General features: G+C 44.3%; 21 protein-coding genes and 1 tRNA gene. 16 read left to right on the top strand and 6 right to left on the bottom strand.

Going from position 1 to position 21321, the window contains the following annotated elements; translation table 11 throughout:
- The 5 genes from QZ327_RS03045 to QZ327_RS03025 form a co-directional block, all read left to right on the top strand.
- Positions 1-260, top strand: a 260-nt coding sequence (locus QZ327_RS03045; protein WP_294617004.1) for a YtxH domain-containing protein, incomplete at its 5' end; no start/stop codon positions are given.
- Positions 261-297: 37 nt separating this feature from the next.
- Positions 298-570, top strand: coding sequence for a hypothetical protein (locus QZ327_RS03040; protein ID WP_294617003.1), 273 nt, complete (start codon positions 298-300; stop codon positions 568-570).
- A gap of 18 nt (positions 571-588) precedes the next feature.
- The gene (locus QZ327_RS03035; protein ID WP_294617001.1) at positions 589-1521 is read left to right on the top strand and encodes a manganese catalase family protein; all 933 of its coding nucleotides are present in this window, start codon (positions 589-591) and stop codon (positions 1519-1521) included.
- A gap of 281 nt (positions 1522-1802) precedes the next feature.
- The gene (locus QZ327_RS03030; protein WP_294616999.1) at positions 1803-2093 is read left to right on the top strand and encodes a YtxH domain-containing protein; all 291 of its coding nucleotides are present in this window, start codon (positions 1803-1805) and stop codon (positions 2091-2093) included.
- Positions 2094-2144: 51 nt separating this feature from the next.
- Positions 2145-2351, top strand: coding sequence for a hypothetical protein (locus tag QZ327_RS03025; RefSeq protein WP_294616998.1), 207 nt, complete (start codon positions 2145-2147; stop codon positions 2349-2351).
- A gap of 124 nt (positions 2352-2475) precedes the next feature.
- On the opposite strand, the gene QZ327_RS03020 is transcribed toward QZ327_RS03025, so the two are convergent.
- Positions 2476-3699, bottom strand: a complete 1224-nt coding sequence (locus QZ327_RS03020; RefSeq protein ID WP_294616997.1) for an FAD-binding oxidoreductase — start codon at positions 3697-3699, stop codon at positions 2476-2478.
- A 132-nt stretch (positions 3700-3831) separates the two neighbouring features.
- Positions 3832-4974 (bottom strand): OmpA family protein, encoded by a 1143-nt coding sequence (locus QZ327_RS03015; protein ID WP_294616995.1) that lies wholly within the window; start codon positions 4972-4974, stop codon positions 3832-3834.
- 408 nt (positions 4975-5382) lie between these two features.
- Between QZ327_RS03015 and QZ327_RS03010 the strand changes: the two genes are divergently transcribed.
- From QZ327_RS03010 to cbiB, 8 genes are all read left to right on the top strand, one after another.
- Positions 5383-6405 carry a hypothetical protein gene (locus tag QZ327_RS03010; protein WP_294616993.1) on the top strand — a complete coding sequence of 341 codons (1023 nt, stop codon included), beginning with the start codon at positions 5383-5385 and terminating at the stop codon, positions 6403-6405.
- A 224-nt stretch (positions 6406-6629) separates the two neighbouring features.
- The gene (locus tag QZ327_RS03005) at positions 6630-7739 is read left to right on the top strand and encodes an isochorismate synthase (RefSeq protein WP_294616991.1); all 1110 of its coding nucleotides are present in this window, start codon (positions 6630-6632) and stop codon (positions 7737-7739) included.
- A gap of 7 nt (positions 7740-7746) precedes the next feature.
- On the top strand, positions 7747-9414 hold the full coding sequence (gene menD / locus QZ327_RS03000; protein ID WP_294616990.1) for a 2-succinyl-5-enolpyruvyl-6-hydroxy-3-cyclohexene-1-carboxylic-acid synthase: 1668 nt from the start codon (positions 7747-7749) through the stop codon (positions 9412-9414).
- Positions 9415-9417: 3 nt separating this feature from the next.
- Positions 9418-10242: a 1,4-dihydroxy-2-naphthoyl-CoA synthase gene (menB, locus tag QZ327_RS02995; protein ID WP_294616988.1), complete on the top strand. Its 825-nt coding sequence runs from the start codon at positions 9418-9420 to the stop codon at positions 10240-10242.
- Between the two features lie 7 nt (positions 10243-10249).
- Positions 10250-11284, top strand: coding sequence for an o-succinylbenzoate synthase (locus tag QZ327_RS02990; RefSeq protein WP_294616986.1), 1035 nt, complete (start codon positions 10250-10252; stop codon positions 11282-11284).
- 9 nt (positions 11285-11293) lie between these two features.
- Positions 11294-13870, top strand: a complete 2577-nt coding sequence (locus tag QZ327_RS02985; RefSeq protein WP_294616984.1) for a cobyric acid synthase — start codon at positions 11294-11296, stop codon at positions 13868-13870.
- A 13-nt stretch (positions 13871-13883) separates the two neighbouring features.
- Positions 13884-14915 (top strand): threonine-phosphate decarboxylase, encoded by a 1032-nt coding sequence (locus QZ327_RS02980; protein ID WP_294616982.1) that lies wholly within the window; start codon positions 13884-13886, stop codon positions 14913-14915.
- A 43-nt stretch (positions 14916-14958) separates the two neighbouring features.
- A complete protein-coding gene (gene cbiB / locus QZ327_RS02975; RefSeq protein WP_294616980.1) occupies positions 14959-15930 on the top strand; it encodes an adenosylcobinamide-phosphate synthase CbiB in 972 nt (323 codons plus the stop codon).
- A 15-nt stretch (positions 15931-15945) separates the two neighbouring features.
- On the opposite strand, the gene cobC is transcribed toward cbiB, so the two are convergent.
- From cobC to cobU, 4 genes are read right to left on the bottom strand one after another with little or no spacing between them, the layout of a single operon-like run.
- Positions 15946-16476: an alpha-ribazole phosphatase gene (gene cobC / locus QZ327_RS02970; protein ID WP_294616979.1), complete on the bottom strand. Its 531-nt coding sequence runs from the start codon at positions 16474-16476 to the stop codon at positions 15946-15948.
- 18 nt (positions 16477-16494) lie between these two features.
- On the bottom strand, positions 16495-17295 hold the full coding sequence (gene cobS / locus QZ327_RS02965; RefSeq protein ID WP_294616977.1) for an adenosylcobinamide-GDP ribazoletransferase: 801 nt from the start codon (positions 17293-17295) through the stop codon (positions 16495-16497).
- A 47-nt stretch (positions 17296-17342) separates the two neighbouring features.
- Positions 17343-18380 carry a nicotinate-nucleotide--dimethylbenzimidazole phosphoribosyltransferase gene (gene cobT / locus QZ327_RS02960; RefSeq protein WP_294616975.1) on the bottom strand — a complete coding sequence of 346 codons (1038 nt, stop codon included), beginning with the start codon at positions 18378-18380 and terminating at the stop codon, positions 17343-17345.
- Between the two features lie 25 nt (positions 18381-18405).
- On the bottom strand, positions 18406-18918 hold the full coding sequence (gene cobU, locus QZ327_RS02955; RefSeq protein ID WP_294616973.1) for a bifunctional adenosylcobinamide kinase/adenosylcobinamide-phosphate guanylyltransferase: 513 nt from the start codon (positions 18916-18918) through the stop codon (positions 18406-18408).
- 147 nt (positions 18919-19065) lie between these two features.
- Here cobU and QZ327_RS02950 point away from each other — a divergent pair.
- The 3 genes from QZ327_RS02950 (at position 19066) to QZ327_RS02940 (ending at position 21160) form a co-directional block, all read left to right on the top strand.
- Positions 19066-19138 (top strand) — tRNA-Gly (locus QZ327_RS02950).
- Between the two features lie 349 nt (positions 19139-19487).
- A complete protein-coding gene (locus QZ327_RS02945; protein ID WP_294616971.1) occupies positions 19488-20084 on the top strand; it encodes an RNA polymerase sigma-70 factor in 597 nt (198 codons plus the stop codon).
- Positions 20085-20152: 68 nt separating this feature from the next.
- Positions 20153-21160, top strand: coding sequence for a FecR family protein (locus QZ327_RS02940; protein ID WP_294616970.1), 1008 nt, complete (start codon positions 20153-20155; stop codon positions 21158-21160).
- Positions 21161-21321: the final 161 nt, after the last annotated feature.

The raw sequence follows: 21321 nt of genomic DNA, 5'->3' as shown, positions 1-21321 counted from the left end.
GAGTAGGTGCGGTCCTCGGTGCTTTGGCTTATCGTTTTTCACGTACATCAAAGGGTAAGCAGTTGAAAGAAAAAGTATGTGATGCTTATCATAAGATAACCGGTCAGGCAGAAGATATGCTGGACAAAGCCAAGGATAAAATGGCGGATGCCGGAAAGACCGTAGCCGACAAAGTGGCTGACAAAACCTCCGAACTTGCAGGGAAAGCGGATGATCTGAAAGGCAAGGTACATACAATGGCTTACGAAGTGAAGAAATAAATCGGAACAAGTGGCTTGTTGATTAACGAATACGCTTATGAAATGGGAAGAAAGCTTGAAACGGCAATTACCCGTTGATGATGGAGACGCAGTTTATGAAGAACTGCACCGGATATTTTTGCTGGCTTACGCCGAAGGTTGTAATGAGGAGAAAAAGAAAGCCCTCGAAGCATACAGGCGTTGTTGTGGCAATCTGTTCGGGAACAGGTGCATGTCATCTGCCGGAAGCGGGACAGGCTGGAAAAAGATATGCGATGCAGACTGCCCTTACATAAGAAAGTATGAGTTTGAGTTGAACCTGAATTATTAACTTCAAATTGTAAAGATTATGTTTTATCATGTAAAAGACTTGCAGTTTAACGCTCGGGTCTCACAACCCGACCCGCGTTTCGCCCGGGTCATGCTTGAGGCGTTTGGTGGTGCGAACGGAGAGTTGAAATCAGCTTTGCAGTATTTCGTGCAGGCTTTCGGTTGTCATAATCCTTTTCCGGACAAATATGACATGTTGATGGACATCGCTACCGAGGAATTCGGACATTTGGAAATTGTAGGAGCGACCATTCAGATGCTTTTGGGAAAAGTTAACGGAGAAATGAAGGATGCCCTTGAAGATACGCCGCTCCATACGATGATGAGTGGCAAATCGGCAAAGGAAGACCTGATTCATCAGGCATTCACCAATCCGCAGTTCTTAGTGGGTGCTCCCGGCAGTCCGGCTTTGACGGACAGTAACGGAAATCCTTGGTGTGCGACTTATGTATCTGCTACGGCAGAACTGACGGTGGATCTTCGTTCCAATATGGCAGGAGAGGCACGTGCCAAAATAGGTTACGAAAACCTTCTTCAACTGACAGACGACCCTTTGGTAAAGGAAACGCTCGGTTTCCTCATGACTCGCGAGGTGACTCACTATCAACAGTTTGAGGCGGCTTTAGCGACAATCCAACCCAATTTTCCGCCGGGAGTATTCCAAACTTCCCCCAAATACAGTAACCTGCATTTCAATCTGTCGAAAGGCAATGATGCTCGCGGGCCGTGGAATGAAGGAGAGAGTACGCAACTGAAAGAACAATGGCAATATATAGAAAAGCCGTTGGAAGAAGTAAGAAGCACCAATGGATTGCTGAATAAGAAGCCGGAAGGTACGGACCGTTCGAAAAAAGATATTGCCAAGAAAGAGACGCGTTTGTCCAAGGAACGTAGCGAGCAGGTTTTGTCGGCTACTCCGGAGAAGAATATGTCTTGGTGCAAGTATGAGTAAATTAAAAGAAACATCGGTTTATAAGCCGTTGTGAGTATTAACCATAAACCATTTAATTATGAACAAGAAAACTGAAAAAAAACAGGAAGAGGCAAAGAGCACTAAAAAAGATGTTCAGGCCAAAGAGTGTAAGTCTTCAACCTCATGCAAAAAAGCAGAGAAGAAGTAAGAGTTTAGAACGTTGAAATTTGTACGAGGGTGTGTTGAAATTCTGATAAATCAGCTTTACATTTTGTCATTGATTTCGGCACACCCTTTTTAATTATTAAAATTGAATGAATATGAAAAAGTTATTGTTTGCAGTTCTGGTATTGACATTGGTAGCTTCTTTTACATCCTGTCGTGATAAGAAAGAGCAGAAAAAAGTGGAATATCAAGTAGAAAAAGTAAAAAGCGACGTCAATAATGCGGCAGATAAAGTGTCTGATAAAGTTCAAGATGGTGCCGATGCTGTAAAAGATGCATGGAAAGATGCGAAGCAAGATGTCAAACAAGGTGCCGAAAAGGCTAAGAAAGAAATAAAAGAAGGATATAATGATGTAAAAAAAGAAGTTGAGAAGAAGCTTGACTGATTTTTGGATGTATCCTTCTGTTGGTAGTAATATTTTGTATATAAGTAGATTATGACTGGATTTATAATATGGATTGTAGGATTGGTACTGACTATCAGAGCCGCTTTGGAAATATGGCGTATTCATGCGCCGGTAGAAAGAAGGCTGATAGCCATTGTTCTGATACTTCTTACCAGTTGGGTAGGATTGCTTTTCTATTATTTCTATGGGAAGTATCATATGGCACAATGGTTAGGTGTCGGTCTTGAAAGGTCTTGAAGATGGCATAGTCGTGTTTGTTGACTAAACAGGAATATCCCAAAACAGAAAATGTATGGTCGATAGGAATGACCGGTTCATTTTTGTTTTGGGATATTTGTTTTCAAAATAACCGTGAGTATGGTTACCAATATTTTTCAATTCTTTCGTAACCGAAAACATGGCTGCGTTCATCCTTGATACCTTGTAATTGACGGCAGATGATTTGTGCTCCGATCATGCTGAAAGTAATTCCATTTCCACCGTATCCTAAATCGAAAAATGTCCGTTCTTTGCCGGGCCAGTTACCAATGAAGGGCAATCCATCTTTGGTGGTACTGAATGTGCCGCACCATGCCATTTCCGTCTTGAAAGGAATATCGGGCAGTAACTTTTTGAATTTCTTCTCCAAAATACCGATTTTCTTTCTGAGCAGTGAGTCACGGCGTTGCGGGTCACTCAACTTTTCATCCTCGCCGCCTACGATAATCCGGTTGCCGTCGGTGGTACGGATGTACAGATAAGGATCGGCTGTTTCCCAAATGAGGCAACGTGTCGGCCATAGATGTTCCGGAGTTACCGGATGTGATATGAGCGCATAAGTAGAGGTCAGGTCCATGATTTTCCGGGGTAGGAATTGTCCGGCCTCAAATCCTGCGGCTACGATTATATATCCGCACGTAATTTTGTTTCCTTTATTTGTTGTCATGACACAACCGCCAGACGTTTCGGTATACTCCTTTATACCGGTATGGGTGAAAACTTTCAGTCCGTTTTCTTTCATATTATAAGTAAGCAGTCCGGTTGCGGCTCTATAGGCATCCATTTGCGCGGATGCTTTGTTTACCAGAGCGTTGCCCGGTACTTTCACATGATATTGTTCTACGGTTTCCTTTTTTTTAAGCAGGCTGACCGGTAACCCATGCTTTTGCCGTATTTCATATTCTTGTTCCAGTAGTTTGTTGTCTGCCGCATTGCTGGCATAGAAGAGGCTGGGTAATTGTTCGTAGCCTGCATCGATACCTGTTTCTTTCAATACGGTTTTAATATCGGTAATGGATTGCAGGCATGCATGATAGGCTGTTGCTGCGTTTTCTTCACCGATAATTTCCGTCATCCGGCAGAGTGGAATGTCTATCTCATATTGCAGTAGGGCCGTACTTGCCGCAGAACTACCGGTAGCGATGCTGCGCTTGTCAATTATGCAACATTCTATTCCGGCACGACACAACTCATGCGCCATCAAGGCACCCGTTATACCGGAACCTATGATGACGACGTCTGTTGACAAATCATCCTCCAAGGGATGAAAATAGTCAAACAGGGAGTTTCTGATAATCCAATAAGGTAATCCTGAATGTAAGTCCATAATATATATTGATGTTTAGAGGGTGTATCCAAACACTGAATGACAATATATTAGGTCTTTCAGAGTTTCGATACACCCTCGTGAAAAATAGAGTATTTATTCTGTAGGAATTTGTCTTCCTATGACAGTCGCTTATTTGCTTTCGTCGATAGTACAAATACTTACGCGGTTCCAATCCGGTTCGGAGAACATATCGCCAATTCCTTGTCCTTCGGCAGTGATGCGGGTATCGTCAATTTTATACTTTCTTACAAGTATGCTTTTTACGGCTTCGGCACGCGCTTTTGCCAATTTTTCATTGAAAGCAAGTTTACCTTCGGGAGAAGCATATCCTTTGATGATAACTTTGGCATCAGAATGTTTCTTCATGTAAGTTGCCACACGTTCCACATTAGGCAATTGAGAAGCGTCAACCGTTGATTTTCCTTGTCGGAAAGTAACAATGGATTCTGGAATCCGGTTGGTCTTTACTACGGTTTCTACATTGGCAGCTTGAGCTTTGCAATCAGCCAATTCTCTTTGTAAACTGTTTGCATGTTGCATGGCATTGCTCAGTTGCATGTCTTTGTCGCTCAGTTGTGAACGCAAGTCGTTGACTGCACCGTTCAGCTCTGCCACTTCTGCTGCATCGTAGGGTTTTGCATTTGTGAAATGATGTTTGCCGTTGCTACCCATGAAATGATAAGTCAGTCCGGCAGTCAGTTCGAAGCTTGCATGGTTGGCATTGAAACGGCTTTTGGCTTTGCTGAAGTCTCCTTGCATATCATATACGACAGCAGGTTTGATGCCGAATGTCCATGCTTTTTCTTCACCCAGATTGAAGTTCAGGTTTAGGCCAAGGCGCGTAGACCAGGAATTCGTGTCGCCGGGGCCATTCTGATAATAATGCAGCCAGCCTATACCCGTCACGGTTTCAATTTCAAAGACACGTGGCTCGCCCGTATATCCTCCGAAGAGATTCATCAGATTTGCCTTACCGAGTACGCTTACTTCGGAAGCATCGAATGCGGTTTTGCTGGCTGAGGTGTTTACATATCCCATACCTTGAATGCCCAAACCGAATATAGGCGTAAGTTGTTTACCAATCCCGAATCCGAATGCCGGTCGGGCATTTTTGAAAAAAGCGCTGTGAGTAAGAGGTGTCACGGCACCGGTTTTCAGTTCAATAGACCAATTGTCGCCAGGGCGTGTACCCTCAAGGACTGTACGGTCATTTTGCGCATGCAGGGTAAGAATGCCCATGCTTAGTGCTAAAGCAAAGATAGATTTTTTCATAATTAAAAAATAAATTAATAGTAATACAATAAAATGTCACACACAGTATATTGTCAGTTGTATAGTTATGATTGTATACAAGGCAATGAATTACTTTGTCACTGACCTTTGCCTAAAAAACAGTCCGTAAAAACAGATAGTTCGGAAAGAGGGAGAGGTTTTAACATCTATTTAAGAATTCAAAAGTATATAGACTTCGTATTGGTTATAAAAATATATTCCTGATGGCAGGGTGGATGTTCCCTGAAGTCATATATAACACCGCCCAATCTACTTTTATATATTCGTTCGTGCGCTTTTTAACACAAATATTTATGGTAATGACAAACATTAATCAAACAAATGCTCTTTCAACGCTGTTTGTTTTATGAAATATCAAACATAGTATTAATTAAAAACCTAACAATTATGAAAAAATTAAGTTTTATAGAACTGAGGGGCAGAGTGTCCTGGGGAAGTGTTTTAGGAGGTGTCATGACCGTCTTGGCGATATCCGTGTTGTTGTCCATTTTGAATTCGAGTATCGGATTATTTATGTTCGACCCGTTGTCCGAACATCCTGTTTCGGGCATAGGCGCTGCTGTCGGGATTGGTTCCGCAGTTATTTTGGTTGTCGGCATGGCTGCCGGTGGTTTTGTCGCCGGAAAGTTGGCCGGTATGGATGGCATAATACATGGATTTCTGGTTTGGGCCACTACATTGATTGTTGCCGTAATATTGGGAATTTTCTTAGCTGTAGGTACGGCAAAGATGACGGCGAACGCACTTGGGGCTGTTTCTTCTGTTACGGGTAGCGTTCTGTCCGGAGCAGGCAATGTTGTCGGAAGCGGAGTGTCCGCATTGTCTGGAGAAGCAGAGAAATTATTCGGTAAGGTTGATTTCAATGCAACCCTGAAAGATGGGGATATACCGCAGAATATCCGTACCGCACTTGTCAAAAGCAATGTAAAAGAATTACAACCGGACTATTTGAAGAAACAGTTGGAAGAGGTGAAAAATGACTTAAGTAAATCCATCAAGACAATTGTTGCTTCTCCTCAGGAAACGGATGAAACGCTCAATGGATTTTTGGGGCGCTTGAAACAACGTGCGGAAAATCTTAGCAAGAACATAGATCGGGAAGATTTGTCGAAAGCCATAGCCAACAATACCAATATGTCAAAGGCGGAAGCAGACAAAACGGTAGAACAGTATATGGATCTGATAGATGATGCCAAAGTACAGATAGATAACTTGGAAACCAATTTGCAAAAAGCGGTACAAGAGTGGGAAGAGGTCAAGCATAAAGCATTAGTGGCTGCCGATAAAGCGACGGACGCAGCCGCACGTTCTGCTTTGGTTTCATTCTTCGCTATTTTGTTCGGAGCTGTATTGTGTTGCGTTGCCGGTGCTTATGGCAGCAGAAAAACACAGGAAAGAGTAGAAATCTGATTTTGAATGGTTTCAATAAGGTAAATTCTTTATGCCGATATGGGGATATTCATCCATATCGGCATTTTTTTGTGCTTTCTTTGTTTTATTCATAAAAAGACAACGCAAACAATTTTTCGCTTTATATATTCTATGAAAAAGGATTTTGTATCTTTGTCATCCGAATTAAAATTATGTAGCGTACACCCGAATGTTGCAGTAATTTTATTCTTTTATGGAACAAGATGATTGACAAAGAGATAAGTAATCTGACAGTTATTGATAGATTGATTCGGAAAAAACAGCCTTTTGCTGTTTATCGTATTCCCGGAGAGACTGTTCCCCGTCTGTTGACACAAGAAACGGGAAGCGTCCGTTTATTGTATGAGTTTAAGGAACTGGATGGGGAAAGAGGTTTCGTCATAGCACCTTTCAGAGTAAACGAGGCGTGTCCGATTGTACTGATACAACCGGAGCAGTGGGGGCAACCTTTATCCCTTGGTGAGTACACGGAAGAAGAACGGGAGGTTTCCCGTTTGCTTCAGGAAGAGGAAACCTTTTCGGATACTTGTACGGAAGAATATGAAACGTGTTTCCGTACATTCATAGAAGCTTTACGCAATAAGAGGTTTGAAAAATTAGTTCTTTCCCGTAAGTCCGTCATTGGACAAATTTCGGGCTTTTCTCTTTCGGCAGTATTTCGTGCGGCATGTAAGCATTACATTCATTCTTATATATATTTATGTTACACTCCTCAAACCGGTATTTGGATGGGCAGTACCCCTGAGATTATTTTGTCCGGAGAGAAAAACGAGTGGAATACGGTTGCATTGGCAGGAACCCAGCCTTTGCAAGATGGTAAACTTCCGCAGGAATGGGGTGAGAAGAATCGGCAAGAACAGGATTATGTAGTATCCTATATCCGCCGTCAGCTCCTTTCTGCGGGTATTCACCCTACGGAAAACGGTCCGTATGCTGTTTATGCCGGAGCATTGTCTCACCTGAAAACAAGTTTTCATTTTACTTTGGAAGATAACAAAAGATTGGGAAGTCTTTTGGACACTCTGCATCCTACTCCTGCAGTGTGCGGATTACCGAAAAAGGAGGCATATCGGTTCATATTGGAAAACGAAGGATATGACCGATGTTATTATTCCGGTTTCATCGGATGGCTCGATCCTGATGGAAAGACGGATTTGTATGTGAATTTGCGGTGTATGCACATTGAAAACGGACAGTTGTCTTTTTATGCCGGCGGCGGGTTGTTGGCTTCTTCGGAATTGAATGATGAGTGGTTGGAAACGGAAAAGAAACTGCAAACTATGAAACGTCTGATTATTAATCTTAATCATTAACTTCACCATGTATACAGACAAAAAGAATATACTTCAACTGGTGGCGCTTCTCAAAGCGCATGGTGTAACCAAGGTTGTGTTGTGTCCGGGTAGCCGTAATGTTCCTATTGTGCATACTTTGTCTGAGCATCCGGATTTTGTATGTCATGCAATGACGGATGAGCGGAGTGCAGGATATTTTGCTCTTGGTTTGGCTTTGAATAGCGGTAGGCCCGTTGCGGTTTGTTGCACTTCGGGAACAGCCTTACTAAATCTTCATCCTGCTGTGGCAGAGGCTTTTTATCAGAAAGTCCCTTTAATAGTAATTTCCGCCGACCGTCCGTCTGCTTGGATTGGACAAATGGACGGACAGACGATTCCACAACCGGATGTGTTCCGGTCGTTGGTGAAGAAGTCTGTCAGTCTTCCCGAAATTCATACGGACGAAGATGAATGGTTCTGTAACCGATTGATAAATGAGGCATTGCTGGAAACGAATCATCATGGAAAAGGACCGGTACATATCAATGTACCTATTTCCGAACCTCTATTCAATTTTACGACAAATACCTTGCCCGAAGCACGTGTTATCACTCGTTATCAGGGATTGAACATTTACGATCGCGATTATAACGATCTCATCGACCGCATGAATAAATACCGGAAGCGGATGATTGTGGTAGGGCAGATGAATCTTATCTACCTGTTTGAAAAACGCTATACTAAATTACTATATAAACATTTTGCATGGTTGACGGAGCATATCGGTAACCAAACGGTTCCTGGTATTCCCGTGAAGAATTTTGATACGGCACTTTATGCCATGTCCGAAGAAAAAATGATGCAAATGGCTCCCGAACTGCTGATTACCTACGGCGGACATATCATTTCCAAACGATTGAAAAAATTCCTTCGTCAACATCCGCCTAAGGAACATTGGCACGTATCACCGGACGGAGAAGTGACCGACCTTTACAGTTCATTGACTACGGTAATTGAAATGGATCCGTTTGAGTTTCTGGAAAAGATAGCAAACCTTTTGGAAAACCGTACTCCTGAATATTCCCGTATCTGGGAAGATTATTGTAAGGCTGTTCCTGAACCGGAGTTTGCATATTCGGAGATGTCGGCAGTGGGCACATTGATAAAATCTTTGCCGGAAGCATCTGTGCTACATTTGGCAAACAGTTCGGTGGTGCGTTATGCTCAGTTGTATGCTGTTTCTCCCACAGTTGAGGTTTGTTGTAACCGGGGGACCAGTGGCATTGAAGGTTCGCTCTCCACAGCGGTAGGTTATGCGGTGGCTTCCGATAAACTGAATTTTGTAGCTATCGGAGACTTGAGTTTCTTCTATGACATGAATGCGTTGTGGAATGCCAATATCGGTTCTAACCTGCGTATTCTTTTATTGAATAATGGCGGTGGAGAAATCTTTCATACATTGCCGGGGCTTGATGTGTCGGAATCTTCGCAGAAATTTATCACGGCAGTTCACAAGACCTCGGCAAAAGGTTGGGCGGAAGAACGGGGATTTCTTTATTTGCGTGCGGAAAATGGAGGACAACTGGCAGAGGCTATGCAATCTTTTACTTGTCCGGAAACAGCAGAACAGCCTGTCTTGCTGGAAGTATTTACCGATAAGGGCGAAGATACCCGGATGTTGAAGAGTTATTATCATCAATTAAATAAAATATAGATTATGCTGACACAAAGAGAATGGACAACCATCAGGGAATATGAAGATATTCTTTTTGATTACTATAACGGAATTGCCCGTATCACTATCAACCGCGAACGTTACCGAAACGCGTTTACTCCGACTACTACGGCCGAAATGAGTGACGCGTTGCGTATTTGCCGCGAGGAAGCGGATATTAGTGTGATTGTCATTACCGGAGCCGGAGACAAAGCTTTTTGTTCGGGAGGCGATCAGAACGTGAAAGGACGTGGTGGATATATCGGCAAGGACGGTGTTCCCCGTTTGAGTGTATTGGATGTGCAGAAACAAATCCGTAGTATTCCGAAGCCTGTGATTGCTGCCGTAAACGGTTTTGCCATCGGTGGCGGACACGTGCTCCATGTGGTATGTGATTTGTCTATCGCTTCGGAGAATGCCATTTTCGGGCAGACAGGTCCGCGTGTGGGAAGTTTTGATGCAGGATTTGGCGCATCTTATCTGGCGCGTGTGGTAGGTCAGAAGAAAGCGCGTGAAATCTGGTTTCTCTGCCGGAAATACAATGCGCAGGAAGCATTGGAAATGGGATTGGTTAATAAGGTAGTACCTTTGGAGAAGCTGGAAGATGAATATGTGCAATGGGCGGAAGAAATGATGTTGCTTAGCCCGTTGGCTTTGCGCATGATTAAGGCAGGACTGAATGCGGAATTGGACGGGCAGTCCGGTATTCAGGAATTGGCAGGCGACGCGACATTGCTGTATTACCTGACGGATGAGGCTCAGGAGGGGAAGAATGCGTTTTTGGAGAAGCGTAAACCGAACTTCAAGCAATATCCCAAGTTTCCTTGATTTCGTAATGAATTACAGGATAGAGATTATTCCCCGGTTACTGCACTTTAAGCAACCGGCGGGAACTTCCCGGGGGGTGTACACGACACGGAAAGTGTGGTATCTTCATCTGACCTCTCCCGACTATCCGGGCAGGGTAGGAATAGGCGAGTGTGCTCCTTTGCCGGCATTGAGCTGCGATGACTGTCCCGATTACGAAAAGATACTCGCAAAGGCTTGCCGTCAGTTTGAAGAGTGTGGGGGAGAACCGGATGTGAATTCTTTACGTGATTATCCTTCCATTCTGTTTGGATTGGAAATTGCCGTCCGGCATTTTCGGACAGGCAGTTGGGCATTGTATGATACGGCTTTCTCGCAAGGACAGGCAGGAATTCCGATAAACGGGCTTATCTGGATGGGAGACTTTGACAAGATGCTCTCCCGGATAGAGGAAAAGATGACAGCCGGATTCCGTTGTATCAAACTGAAGATTGGCGCTATCAACTTTGAGGAGGAATTGGCTTTGCTTCGTCATATTCGTACTCATTTCTCCGCTAAGGAGATAGAATTGCGTGTGGATGCTAACGGCGCTTTTTCTCCATCGGATGTAATGGAGAAGTTGAAGCGCTTGTCCGAATTGGACTTGCACTCTATCGAGCAGCCTATCCGTGCGGGGCAGTGGGAAGAATTGGCGCGTCTTGTTTCCCAATCTCCGTTGCCGATAGCTTTGGATGAGGAACTGATAGGATGCAATACACCAGAAGGGAAACGGAAATTACTTTCGGTTATCAATCCACAATATATTGTTCTCAAACCTTCTCTTCATGGAGGGATATGCGGAGGAAACGAGTGGATTGCCGAAGCGGAACAACGGCATATCGGTTGGTGGATTACTTCTGCTTTGGAGTCGAATATCGGCTTGAATGCCATTGCCCAATGGTGTGCCACATTCGATAATCCGTTACCTCAGGGCTTGGGAACCGGACAGCTTTTTACGGACAATGTAAAGATGCCTCTTGAGATAAGAAAAGATTGTTTATGGTTTTGTAATGATGATATTTAAAGGTATTCAATGATATTCGACCGGCAACGTCAGCGCCTGCTGTTGGAAGGAAAAGAGTATACTCCCGAGGATATATCCCGGCTTGTGGCGGAAGGGACAGGGAACTGTCAGCCTGCTTTATGGGATTTGTATCTTTTCTTGAATGAATGGTTTAACGCTTCTCCGGTTATCACCGTCCGTACTTCAGGATCCACGGGTATTCCGAAAGCGTTGGTGGTGCGTAAAGACCGGATGATGCAAAGTGCGCGCCTTACTTGTGAATTTTTGAATCTGCAAACGGGAGATACTGCTTTGCTGTGCATGAACCTTCGTTATATAGGGGCGATGATGATGGTGGTACGTTCTTTGGTAGCAGGGCTGAATCTTATAGTACGTCCGGCTTCCGGTCATCCTCTTTCCGATATAGAAGTACCCTTGAAGTTTGCGGCGATGGTTCCTTTGCAGGTTTATAATACGCTTCGTGTTCCTGAAGAGAAGGCGAGGTTGAAGCAGATGGATATCCTGATTATCGGTGGCGGGGCGGTAGACGATAGTTTGGAAGCGGAAATAAGAACTCTTCCGACAGCGGTCTATTCTACGTATGGAATGACGGAAACATTGTCTCATATTGCCTTACGCCGTCTGAACGGAGATACTGCTTCCCGACACTATCATCCTTTTCCTTCGGTTGAGTTGTCTTTATCTGCCGATGATACATTGGTCGTGAAAGCTCCTTTGGTTTGTGATGATGTTTTACAGACTAATGATATCGCTTGTATCTACCCTGATGGAAGTTTTACTATCGCAGGGCGGAAAGATAACGTCATTAATAGCGGCGGAATCAAGATACAGGCAGAGGAAATGGAGAAGAAACTCCGGCCGTTTATTCCTGCACCTTTTGTTGTTACTTCAGTTCCCGATTTGCGTTTGGGGCAAGCACTCACTCTGCTGATAGCCGGACAGCAGGATATCAAAGAATTGCAAAGTAAGTTGCAGCCGGTATTGGAAACATATCATCGTCCTAAACATATCTTTATAACAGAATTGATACCGCAAACGGAGAACGGCAAGGTTGACCGTGCCGGGTGTCGCATTTTAGCTCAACAAATGAAACAACTTCATCCTCTGATGTTTGCCGGAACCGGCAGTGATGTTGGTAAAAGCATTATAACTGCCGCTTTTTGCCGCATATTCAAACAGGACGGACATCAGCCTGCCCCATTCAAGGCACAGAACATGGCTCTTAACTCGTATGCCACTCCCGAAGGGTTGGAAATAGGGCGTGCACAAGCCGTACAAGCGGAAGCTGCCGGTGTGTTGTGCCATACGGACATGAATCCGTTGTTGTTAAAACCCCAGTCGGACCAAACTTCGCAGGTGATATTGAACGGTCGGTCTATCGGTAGCCGTGGCGCATACGACTATTTCCGCAAGGAAGGACGTGAGGAGTTACGCAGGGAAGTTTGTACGGCCTATGACCGTCTTGCTCAGAAATATAATCCTGTTGTTTTAGAAGGCGCGGGAAGTATTTCCGAGATTAATCTGAGAGAGGTGGATCTCGTGAATCTTCCTATGGCGATGTATGCCGGTGCCGATGTTATCCTGGTAGCGGATATTGACCGTGGTGGCGTTTTTGCCAGTGTGTACGGCTCGGTGATGTTGCTTACTCCCGAAGAACGTAAACATGTCAAAGGTATTCTTATCAATAAGTTCCGGGGAGACATACGCCTGTTCGAGTCCGGTGTCAAGATGTTGGAAGAACTGTGCGGAATTCCGGTAGTGGGGGTGGTTCCCTATTATAAAGATATATATATCGAGGAAGAAGACTCCCTTGTCCTTGCTTCTAAATCCTTGCAGGCAGAACAAGGTAAGGTGAATATAGCGGTGGTTCTTTTACGTCATCTCAGTAATTTTACAGATTTTAATGTACTGGAACGTGACCCTCGCGTACATCTTTTCTATACCAATAATACGGATGAACTGGCGAAAGCGGATATAATCATTCTGCCCGGCAGTAAAAACACTCTTGATGATCTTTATGAACTCCGCCGTAACGGAGTGGCACAAGCCGTTGTTCGTGCTCATCGCGAGGGTGCTACCGTCTTGGGGATTTGCGGCGGTTATCAACTGATGGGACAGGAAGTGCTTGATCCAAACCATGTAGAGGGAGACATAGAACGATTGCCCGGTCTCGGACTGCTGCCTGTATGTACAAGGATGACAGGAGAGAAGGTGACAAGGCAAGTACGATTCAAATTAATTGGAAATGGAAAATTGGAATTTCCTCTGTCCGGCTACGAAATACACATGGGCAGTACTGTACCTGCAGAGGGAGTTTGCGTTTCTCCATTGAACCAATTGGAAGACGGGCAGCATGACGGATATATTGTAGACCGTACATGTATGGGGACTTACATTCATGGCATTCTTGATAATTCGGAATTTATTGACTTTCTGCTTGAACCGTTTACCGATAAATTATCGGGAACGGCAGGAACGTTTGACTATCGGCAGTTTAAGGAAGAACAGTATGATAAACTTGCCGACCACGTGCGGCAGCATGTCAACATGCCGCTTATTTATAAGATATTGACGGGAAATAATTAAAATCGGACAAGATATGATTGACGGACACGGAGACGATGCTTATAAATTCAGTCGTCCGCTAACGGCTAATTTTAGTTCTAACATTTATAGCAAGATAAATCTTTCCCGGTTGAAAACCCATCTGTGCGAATGTATCGGGGAGATAAGTAATTATCCCGAACCGGAACCTTATACATTGGAAGCGCGTATAGCTTCGCGCTATCATCTGCCGTCCGGTACTGTTTGTGTGACTAACGGTGCGACAGAGGCTATATATCTCCTTGCACAGACTTTCCGGGGAACAAATACGGCAATCCTGCAACCCACTTTCAGCGAGTATGCGGATGCCTGCCGTATGCACGGACATCGGGTGGGGTCGCTCTATCGGTTACCGGAGGAACAAGGAGGTTATCGCCTGCCGGATGATGTGCGGATGTTGTGGATTTGTAATCCCAACAATCCTACAGGAACGGTAATTGATAAAGAGTATATGCGCGGATTGATTGAACATAATCCGCAGGTTTGTTTTATTATAGACCAATCCTACGAGTTCTTTACGTTGTGTCCGCTCTTTTCTCCGGCAGAGGCGGTAACATATCCGAATGTACTATTGCTGCATTCCATGACGAAAAGGTATGCGATTCCCGGTTTACGGCTTGGATATGTGACAGGTGATTCCGGTTTGTTGGAACGGTTACGTACCAACCGTATGCCTTGGTCGGTCAACCGGCTTGCCATCGAAGCGGGGCTTTTCCTGTTGGAGAATGATTTGTCCGAACCATTGGATGTGACTGCCTACTTGCAGGAAACGGCACGTTTGGGCAAGGCGCTTAAGGCTGTAGGCGGTTTGGATGTTTGGGACACGCAGACGCACTTTATGCTGATACAGCTTCGTGTGGGTAAGGCATCTGCCTTGAAAAAGTATCTTGCCGGGCAACATGGCATACTTATTCGGGACGCGTCCAATTTTGCAGGTCTGAACGAACAGTTTTTCCGCATAGCCACACAAACTCCCGAAGAGAATGACAGGTTGGTGGCAGCGATAACGGAATTTATGCAAATCTGAAGTTGGAAGTGTGTGTCTAAACTCCGATTAACGTATTATGCTTATGGAAGAGATAATCATTATTTTAGGTATTGCTTTTAATTTGAACCTGCCATTGCTCACGGCGTGGTTACTTGATTATTGGCTGGGCGACCCTGTTTGGTTGCCGCATCCGGTGATAGCTTTTGGTAAAGCTATCTCTTTCTGTGAACATCGTTTGAATAAAGGGAATGCCCGTTTTCTGAAAGGGGCTGTCGTTTCATCGATGCTTGTAGCAGGCGTTTATCTGCTCACTCTGTTCTTACTGCGTTTGGCTGCGTACTATTCTTCCGGTTTGCTTTTGGCTATGCAGGTGTTGTTCATATTCTATTGTCTGGCAGGTACTACTTTGGTGCGTGAAGTCTGCGAGGTATTTAATGCCGTAGACCGTTCACCGGAAGAAGGCAGGAAACAGGTGGCACGTATCGTAGGGCGTGATACTTCCGAACTATCTGTTCGGGAAATCCGTACGGCGGCGTTGGAGACATTGGCGGAGAATTTGAGTGACGGTGTTATCGCTCCGTTATTTTGGTATATTCTGTTAGGCGTTCCGGGAATGCTTGCTTATAAGATGGTGAACACGCTCGACTCCATGATAGGGTATAAGAATGAACGTTACCGTCGGTTCGGTCGTTTTGCGGCACGTTTGGATGATGTAGCCAACTATATTCCCGCCCGCCTGACAGCTTTTCTCATGGTAATGGTTTCCGGCAGATTTTCATTGTTGTTTTTTGTCGGGAAATATGGTAGCCGGCATGCCAGTCCCAATTCCGGCTATCCGGAAGCGGCACTTGCCGGAATATTGAATTGTCGTTTCGGTGGTCCCCACTATTATTTTGGCGAGGAAGTATGGAAACCCTATATAGGTGACAATGAACGAACTTTGACAACCGAAGATATGCAAGTTGCCATACGTATTAATCGCAATGTAGAACGGATGATGATAATTATCGTTATTGCGACTGCCACTTGCATGTATGGTCCCTTCTTTCTTTAAGAGCTTGTTTATATTTTAAAGGACAATCCTGATGATTCCGCCATAAGGTGTCAATGCGCCGAATGCTTCTTCAGGCTTGATGATACCGGCATATATTTGCGCGCAAATCAAGACACCGCCGTGTGCAAAGACGGCTACCCGTTGATAGGGCTTTTCTTTCAGTTCGTTGAAGAAGCGGCTGACACGCTGGTATTGCATGGCAAATGATTCGCCGCCCGTAGCCGCTACATTCAGATAGTCGGCATACCATTCCTGTAGCCGTGGGTCGTCATTGCAATCGAAAGGTTTCATTTCCCAATCACCGAAATTAATTTCCATAATCCGTTTATCCCGTTCCGCATCGGGATAGCCGCAGTAAGTGGCAAGTCGTGTACAACGCGTAAGCGGACTGGTATATACATGGCAGAAAGGTAAAAAGGCTTTCAGGTTCTCTTTCGTAACCGCAGCTTCCTGCTCAAAGGTCGGCTGTAAAGGAACATCCGTTTGCCCGTAGCATACACCGGGAGGCACATCGACAGAGGTGTGGCGAATCAGTATGATTTCCATAACTTTCAGGTTAAATGTTTAATGAAAATAAAAAGGAACGGAGACATATTCCGTTAGAAAATCAATGCCATAGCCTGCATAGATATAAATCATCACAAGGCTGCCTGTGTAGAACGAAAGTTCGCAAAGCAGGAAGGTCGCTCCGCAACAATCACCCGTATATCCCTGCAAGCGGCGTTTCATAAGGCGGCATAGCAGTACGAATGTAAGTAACGGGAAGAGGGAGGCAGCCCACATCTTTACGGGCAGGAGCAAGACGAGCGGTATTAATCCGCAGGCAAATGCCGATATCAGCTCTTTCAGATTCATACGGTTATATACAACTTTTGCCTTGCTGTCTTCTTCCTTTCGGGCGTACGGCAGGTAGTTGATAAGTTGGGATGCGCAGAACTTAGACCAGCAGTCGCCGCAGAAGACGAGGATACAAAGGAAATTCAGAGGAAGATTGCGCATTTGAAGCAACAGCAAGAAGTAGAATATCAATCCGATAACTCCGTAGCTTCCTATATGGGAGTCTTTCATGATGGCGAGTGTGCGCTCACGGGTGGTGCCGCCACCGAAACCGTCCAAAAAATCCGCCAATCCGTCCTCATGCAGGCATCCCGTAGCAAGCAGGCGGGCAATGATAGCCATAATCCAGGCAAGGGATACGGGCAGCATCTGTCCGGTCAACCATAGTGTGCCTGCCATGATGCCTCCCGTCAGCCAACCGGCAAGCGGCCAGTAGGGCACTACGTGTTTGAAGCATTCGGCGGGCACTTCCTTGACTTTCCAAAAAGGCAACCGTGTGAAGAAGATAAATGCAGCCAGTATATTCATGTTATATTGTTTTTAGGATTTCCGTTCAGGAGTATTGTTTTTCGGATTCAAAAGTATTTGGTAATGGAAGCGTGTGCAAAGTTGTCCATTTCATTAATCATGCGCACAGCCGAGTCTACAATGGGGTATGCACAGATTGCTCCCGTACCTTCTCCAAGTCTTAATCCTAAGTGCAATAACGGATTAGCGTTCAATGAATCAAGTACAAGTTTATGTCCGCACTCGTCTCCACAATGTCCGAATACGGCATAATCCAACACCTCGGGGTATAACTTGGAGGCGGCAAGTATACAGTTTGTCATGATAAATCCGTCTACCAGAATAATCATTTTCAGTTCGGCGGCTTGCAGCATGGCACCTACTGCCATTACCATTTCCAGTCCGCCAAAATAGCGGATGATGTCGCGCGGCGTTCCGTCTCCTTTATAATTGTCCAACGACTGCTTCAGTATTTCGTACTTATGGCGGATACCCGCATCGTCCAGCCCGCTTCCCGCACCGACACACTCTTTCAGCGGAATACCGGTGAAACGGTTCATCCATAAGGAAGAAGAAGAAGTGTTGCCTATTCCCATCTCCCCGAAGCTGAGTATGTTACTGCCTTCTTCGTGACAATGGCGCACTACTTCGGCGCCCCGCTCAAGACAAAGCTCCATTTCCTCTTCGGTCATTGCCGCTTCGTGCAGATAGCTTCGTGTGCCTTTGCGCACTTTCATGTTGATGATACCTTTTTCATAGGGTAAGTCATAATCTACTCCGGCGTCCACTATCTTTAGTGTAAATCCATGTTGGCGGCACAGGAAGTTGACACCCGCACCCCCGTGAAGAAAATTACTGATTTGCTGCCAGGTGATTTCTTTGGGTGAAAGGCTGACACCTTCTTCTACAATGCCGTGGTCGGCAGCGAAGATAATGTTTTGCGGATGTTGCAGGGTGGGAGATAAGGTTTGCTGGATGAACCCAATGTGTAGCGCAAGATTTTCCAGCGTGCCTAAAGAACCTTTCGGCTTGGTCAGATTATTGATTTTATCAAGCAGTGCCGGACGGATAGCTTTGTCGGGACGGGAGATATGAAACGTTTTCATTGTATTCTTTCAGTATTTAATATTCTTAATTTTTGATTTTTACGGGAATGCCGGATACCATTAAGATGACCTCATCGGCTTGCGTAGCTATGTATTGGTTCATCCATCCCTGCATATCCGTAAACTTCCGTTGTATTTCATTTTCGGATGTGCCGCCCATGCCTATCTCGTTGGTGACAAATATAAAGGTGGCATCCTGTGCGGTAAAGCGGTCGAATTCCGTTTTGGCAGCGGCAAGGGCTTGGCGTGTATCGCCGTTCAGGTCAAAGAAAAAGTTGGTACACCACAACGTTACGCAGTCTGTCAGCACAACACGTCCCGACAACGAATGACGGCTCAATTCCTTGTCTTCTTCTATATTCGTCCATTCCGGTCCGCGTCTTTCTTTATGGTGTATTACCCGTTTGCGGAACTCTTCATCCCATATACGCGCCGTGGCAAGGTAGACGGGATTGGGCGAGAGGTCAAGCGCCAACTTCTCCGCATAAGTACTTTTGCCCGAGCGGGCTCCGCCGGTGATGAGTATGATTCGTCTCATTGGTTTGTTTGAAGTTTACGGGAAGCAAATGTACATGATTTCTGCATCAGTGGCAAGGAACGAACATTTTTTAGCGTTTTCCTTTTTTCTTTTTTAAAGATTTCATTACCTTTGCCAAAGTTTTCGGAACAGAGGAAAACAAAATTTGCGGCAGTAGCTCAGTTGGTAGAGCATCAGCTTCCCAAGCTGAGGGTCACGAGTTCGAACCTCGCTTGCCGCTCAATATGAAAATCAAGCAGTTGCATATGTATGTGACTGCTTTTTTTGTTAATACTCTTCTTGTAATGCTACAATTAGCTGTATTTAATTACGTGAAAAGTAAATCAAATTCTAAGTCAAATATTAAACGATATATTTTTCTTACTAAGAAGTAATCGTCCGATATATGTTTCCTTTTCGTTTGACAGCTGTTTTCCTTTTGTCCGACAACTGTCAAACGAAAGGAAAACAGCTGTCAAACGAAAAGAGTTTAGTATGCAAAAAATATCTTTCTCTGAAAAATTCTCTTAATGATTGCGTGTAGTTATCCAAGTTTCACTACTTTTGTTCTTCTATAGATAGAGGCGGCTATGAAAGACACATTAATCATTGAACAGTTACGTAGAGGAGTGGAGGGTGCTTTTAAGAGCATCTACGAGCGTCATTATGTTCTGCTTTGCCGTTTTGCCAATCAAATCTTGAATGATGCGGCTCTTTCGGAAGAGGTCGTGGATGACGCTATATTTTATTTATGGGAACATCGTGAGGAGATAGAAATAACATATTCCATTCGTGCCTATTTGATGCGTGCTGTACGTAATCGTTGTTTGAATGAGCTGCAATCTTTGAGCCGCCGCGAAGAACTGCATTTCTCCTCTTTCATGTTGCCTGAAAATATGGAATTCCTTGATTCTGTTTTTGTGGAAGAGAACCAGCCTTTGGGGATATTGCTTGAGCAAGAACTGGAAGATGAACTTACCCGTAGTATTGAAGAACTGCCTGCGGAATGCCGGACTGTATTTAAGAAAAGTCGTTTCGAGCAAAAAAAGTACGAAGAGATTGCTTTGGAATTAGGTATCTCTATCAATACGGTCAAGTATCATATAAAGAATGCCTTATCCATTCTTCAAAAGCGTTTGGACCACTATTTGCATCTATTGATTATTTATATTTTTATGGATATTTGAAAAAAAATATATTTTTCCGACTACCCTCATTCTTGATTTTTTTGTCTTATATATAAAGCAACAGAATTATGCGACTGGAAGAACATACTGATATGGATTTATTGATAACCCGATACCTTTCGGGAAAAATGGACAAGGAATCCTTTGCTGAACTGAAACGCCGGAGTTTGGAGTCTGAGTCTAACCGGAAATATGTACGGAATAAGTTGGAGGTATGGTTTTCTTCGGGAGTTGCCAATACTGTTGTGCAGTTTGATAAGGATAAGGCATTCTCATTGTTTAAACAACGTGTTGCCGAGTCTGAGAAGAGACGGAAACGAGCGCTTCGTTTTTCGTGGAAGACATTTATGCGGGTGGCTGCCGTTGCATTGGTTCTGATAATTCCGTTTGCTGCTTATTGGCAAGGAAAACAGGCAGTGAAGCAGAATTTTGCGGATATGATTGTAGAGGCGCCTATGGGAGCACATACCAAACTCTATTTACCGGATGGAACATTGGTATGGCTGAATGCCGGATCGAAAATTGTATACTCGCAAGGGTTTGGAGTGGACGACCGGCGCTTGAGGCTGGAAGGAGAAGGGTATTTTGAGGTAACGAAGAACGAAGAATTACCTTTTAGAATAAAGACGGAAGAACTGAGCTTGCAAGTATTGGGCACAAAATTCAATTTCAGAAACTATCCGGATGACGAGGAGGTGACTGTAAATTTGCTGGAAGGAAAGGTTGCCTTGCAGAATGGCGTCAGGGAAATGCCGGAACTTTATCTGATTGCGAATGAGAAGATGGTTCTCAATAAAGTGACCGGTCAAATGGTGAAAAGTTGTACAAGGGCGGATAAGGCTAATGTCTGGATTAATGATGAACTTTTCTTTGATGAGGAATTATTGGAAGATATAGCTAAAAAACTGATGCGCAGTTATAATGTAAAGATAGAAGTTGCCGATTCTTTACGCGACAAGCGCTTCTATGGAAGTTTTGGCATTTCGGGCAATACGATTGACAAGATTTTGGATGTGATGGTTTCTACCAGGCAGATGAATTATAAAATTGAGAACGGTGTATATATACTATATTAATGTTGAACTTAAAAAATGAAATATGAGGAACATGAATTGTATGAGATTTACTTTTTCCGGCTGACATTAGTATTTTATTTTCCGGATAATAGTCCGGGAGTCAGCGCCATAGGGTGATTTATTACCACCACTTATTTCTATTCATTAATTATAAATTCAAA

The sequence above is a fragment of the uncultured Bacteroides sp. genome (assembly GCF_910578895.1).
Classification (GTDB): domain Bacteria; phylum Bacteroidota; class Bacteroidia; order Bacteroidales; family Bacteroidaceae; genus Bacteroides.
This window is presented reverse-complemented; position numbering and strand designations above follow the sequence as displayed.

Excerpts from the sequence above, each read along its gene's own strand:
- QZ327_RS03040 (WP_294617003.1), top strand. The coding sequence starts at position 298 with ATGAAATGGGAAGAAAGCTTGAAACGGCAATTACCCGTTGATGATGGA.
- QZ327_RS03035 (WP_294617001.1), top strand. The coding sequence starts at position 589 with ATGTTTTATCATGTAAAAGACTTGCAGTTTAACGCTCGGGTCTCACAA.
- QZ327_RS03030 (WP_294616999.1), top strand. The coding sequence starts at position 1,803 with ATGAAAAAGTTATTGTTTGCAGTTCTGGTATTGACATTGGTAGCTTCT.
- QZ327_RS03025 (WP_294616998.1), top strand. The coding sequence starts at position 2,145 with ATGACTGGATTTATAATATGGATTGTAGGATTGGTACTGACTATCAGA.
- QZ327_RS03020 (WP_294616997.1), bottom strand. The coding sequence starts at position 3,699 with ATGGACTTACATTCAGGATTACCTTATTGGATTATCAGAAACTCCCTG.
- QZ327_RS03015 (WP_294616995.1), bottom strand. The coding sequence starts at position 4,974 with ATGAAAAAATCTATCTTTGCTTTAGCACTAAGCATGGGCATTCTTACC.
- QZ327_RS03010 (WP_294616993.1), top strand. The coding sequence starts at position 5,383 with ATGAAAAAATTAAGTTTTATAGAACTGAGGGGCAGAGTGTCCTGGGGA.
- QZ327_RS03005 (WP_294616991.1), top strand. The coding sequence starts at position 6,630 with ATGATTGACAAAGAGATAAGTAATCTGACAGTTATTGATAGATTGATT.
- menD (WP_294616990.1), top strand. The coding sequence starts at position 7,747 with ATGTATACAGACAAAAAGAATATACTTCAACTGGTGGCGCTTCTCAAA.
- menB (WP_294616988.1), top strand. The coding sequence starts at position 9,418 with ATGCTGACACAAAGAGAATGGACAACCATCAGGGAATATGAAGATATT.
- QZ327_RS02990 (WP_294616986.1), top strand. The coding sequence starts at position 10,250 with ATGAATTACAGGATAGAGATTATTCCCCGGTTACTGCACTTTAAGCAA.
- QZ327_RS02985 (WP_294616984.1), top strand. The coding sequence starts at position 11,294 with ATGATATTCGACCGGCAACGTCAGCGCCTGCTGTTGGAAGGAAAAGAG.
- QZ327_RS02980 (WP_294616982.1), top strand. The coding sequence starts at position 13,884 with ATGATTGACGGACACGGAGACGATGCTTATAAATTCAGTCGTCCGCTA.
- cbiB (WP_294616980.1), top strand. The coding sequence starts at position 14,959 with ATGGAAGAGATAATCATTATTTTAGGTATTGCTTTTAATTTGAACCTG.
- cobC (WP_294616979.1), bottom strand. The coding sequence starts at position 16,476 with ATGGAAATCATACTGATTCGCCACACCTCTGTCGATGTGCCTCCCGGT.
- cobS (WP_294616977.1), bottom strand. The coding sequence starts at position 17,295 with ATGAATATACTGGCTGCATTTATCTTCTTCACACGGTTGCCTTTTTGG.
- cobT (WP_294616975.1), bottom strand. The coding sequence starts at position 18,380 with ATGAAAACGTTTCATATCTCCCGTCCCGACAAAGCTATCCGTCCGGCA.
- cobU (WP_294616973.1), bottom strand. The coding sequence starts at position 18,918 with ATGAGACGAATCATACTCATCACCGGCGGAGCCCGCTCGGGCAAAAGT.
- QZ327_RS02945 (WP_294616971.1), top strand. The coding sequence starts at position 19,488 with ATGAAAGACACATTAATCATTGAACAGTTACGTAGAGGAGTGGAGGGT.
- QZ327_RS02940 (WP_294616970.1), top strand. The coding sequence starts at position 20,153 with ATGCGACTGGAAGAACATACTGATATGGATTTATTGATAACCCGATAC.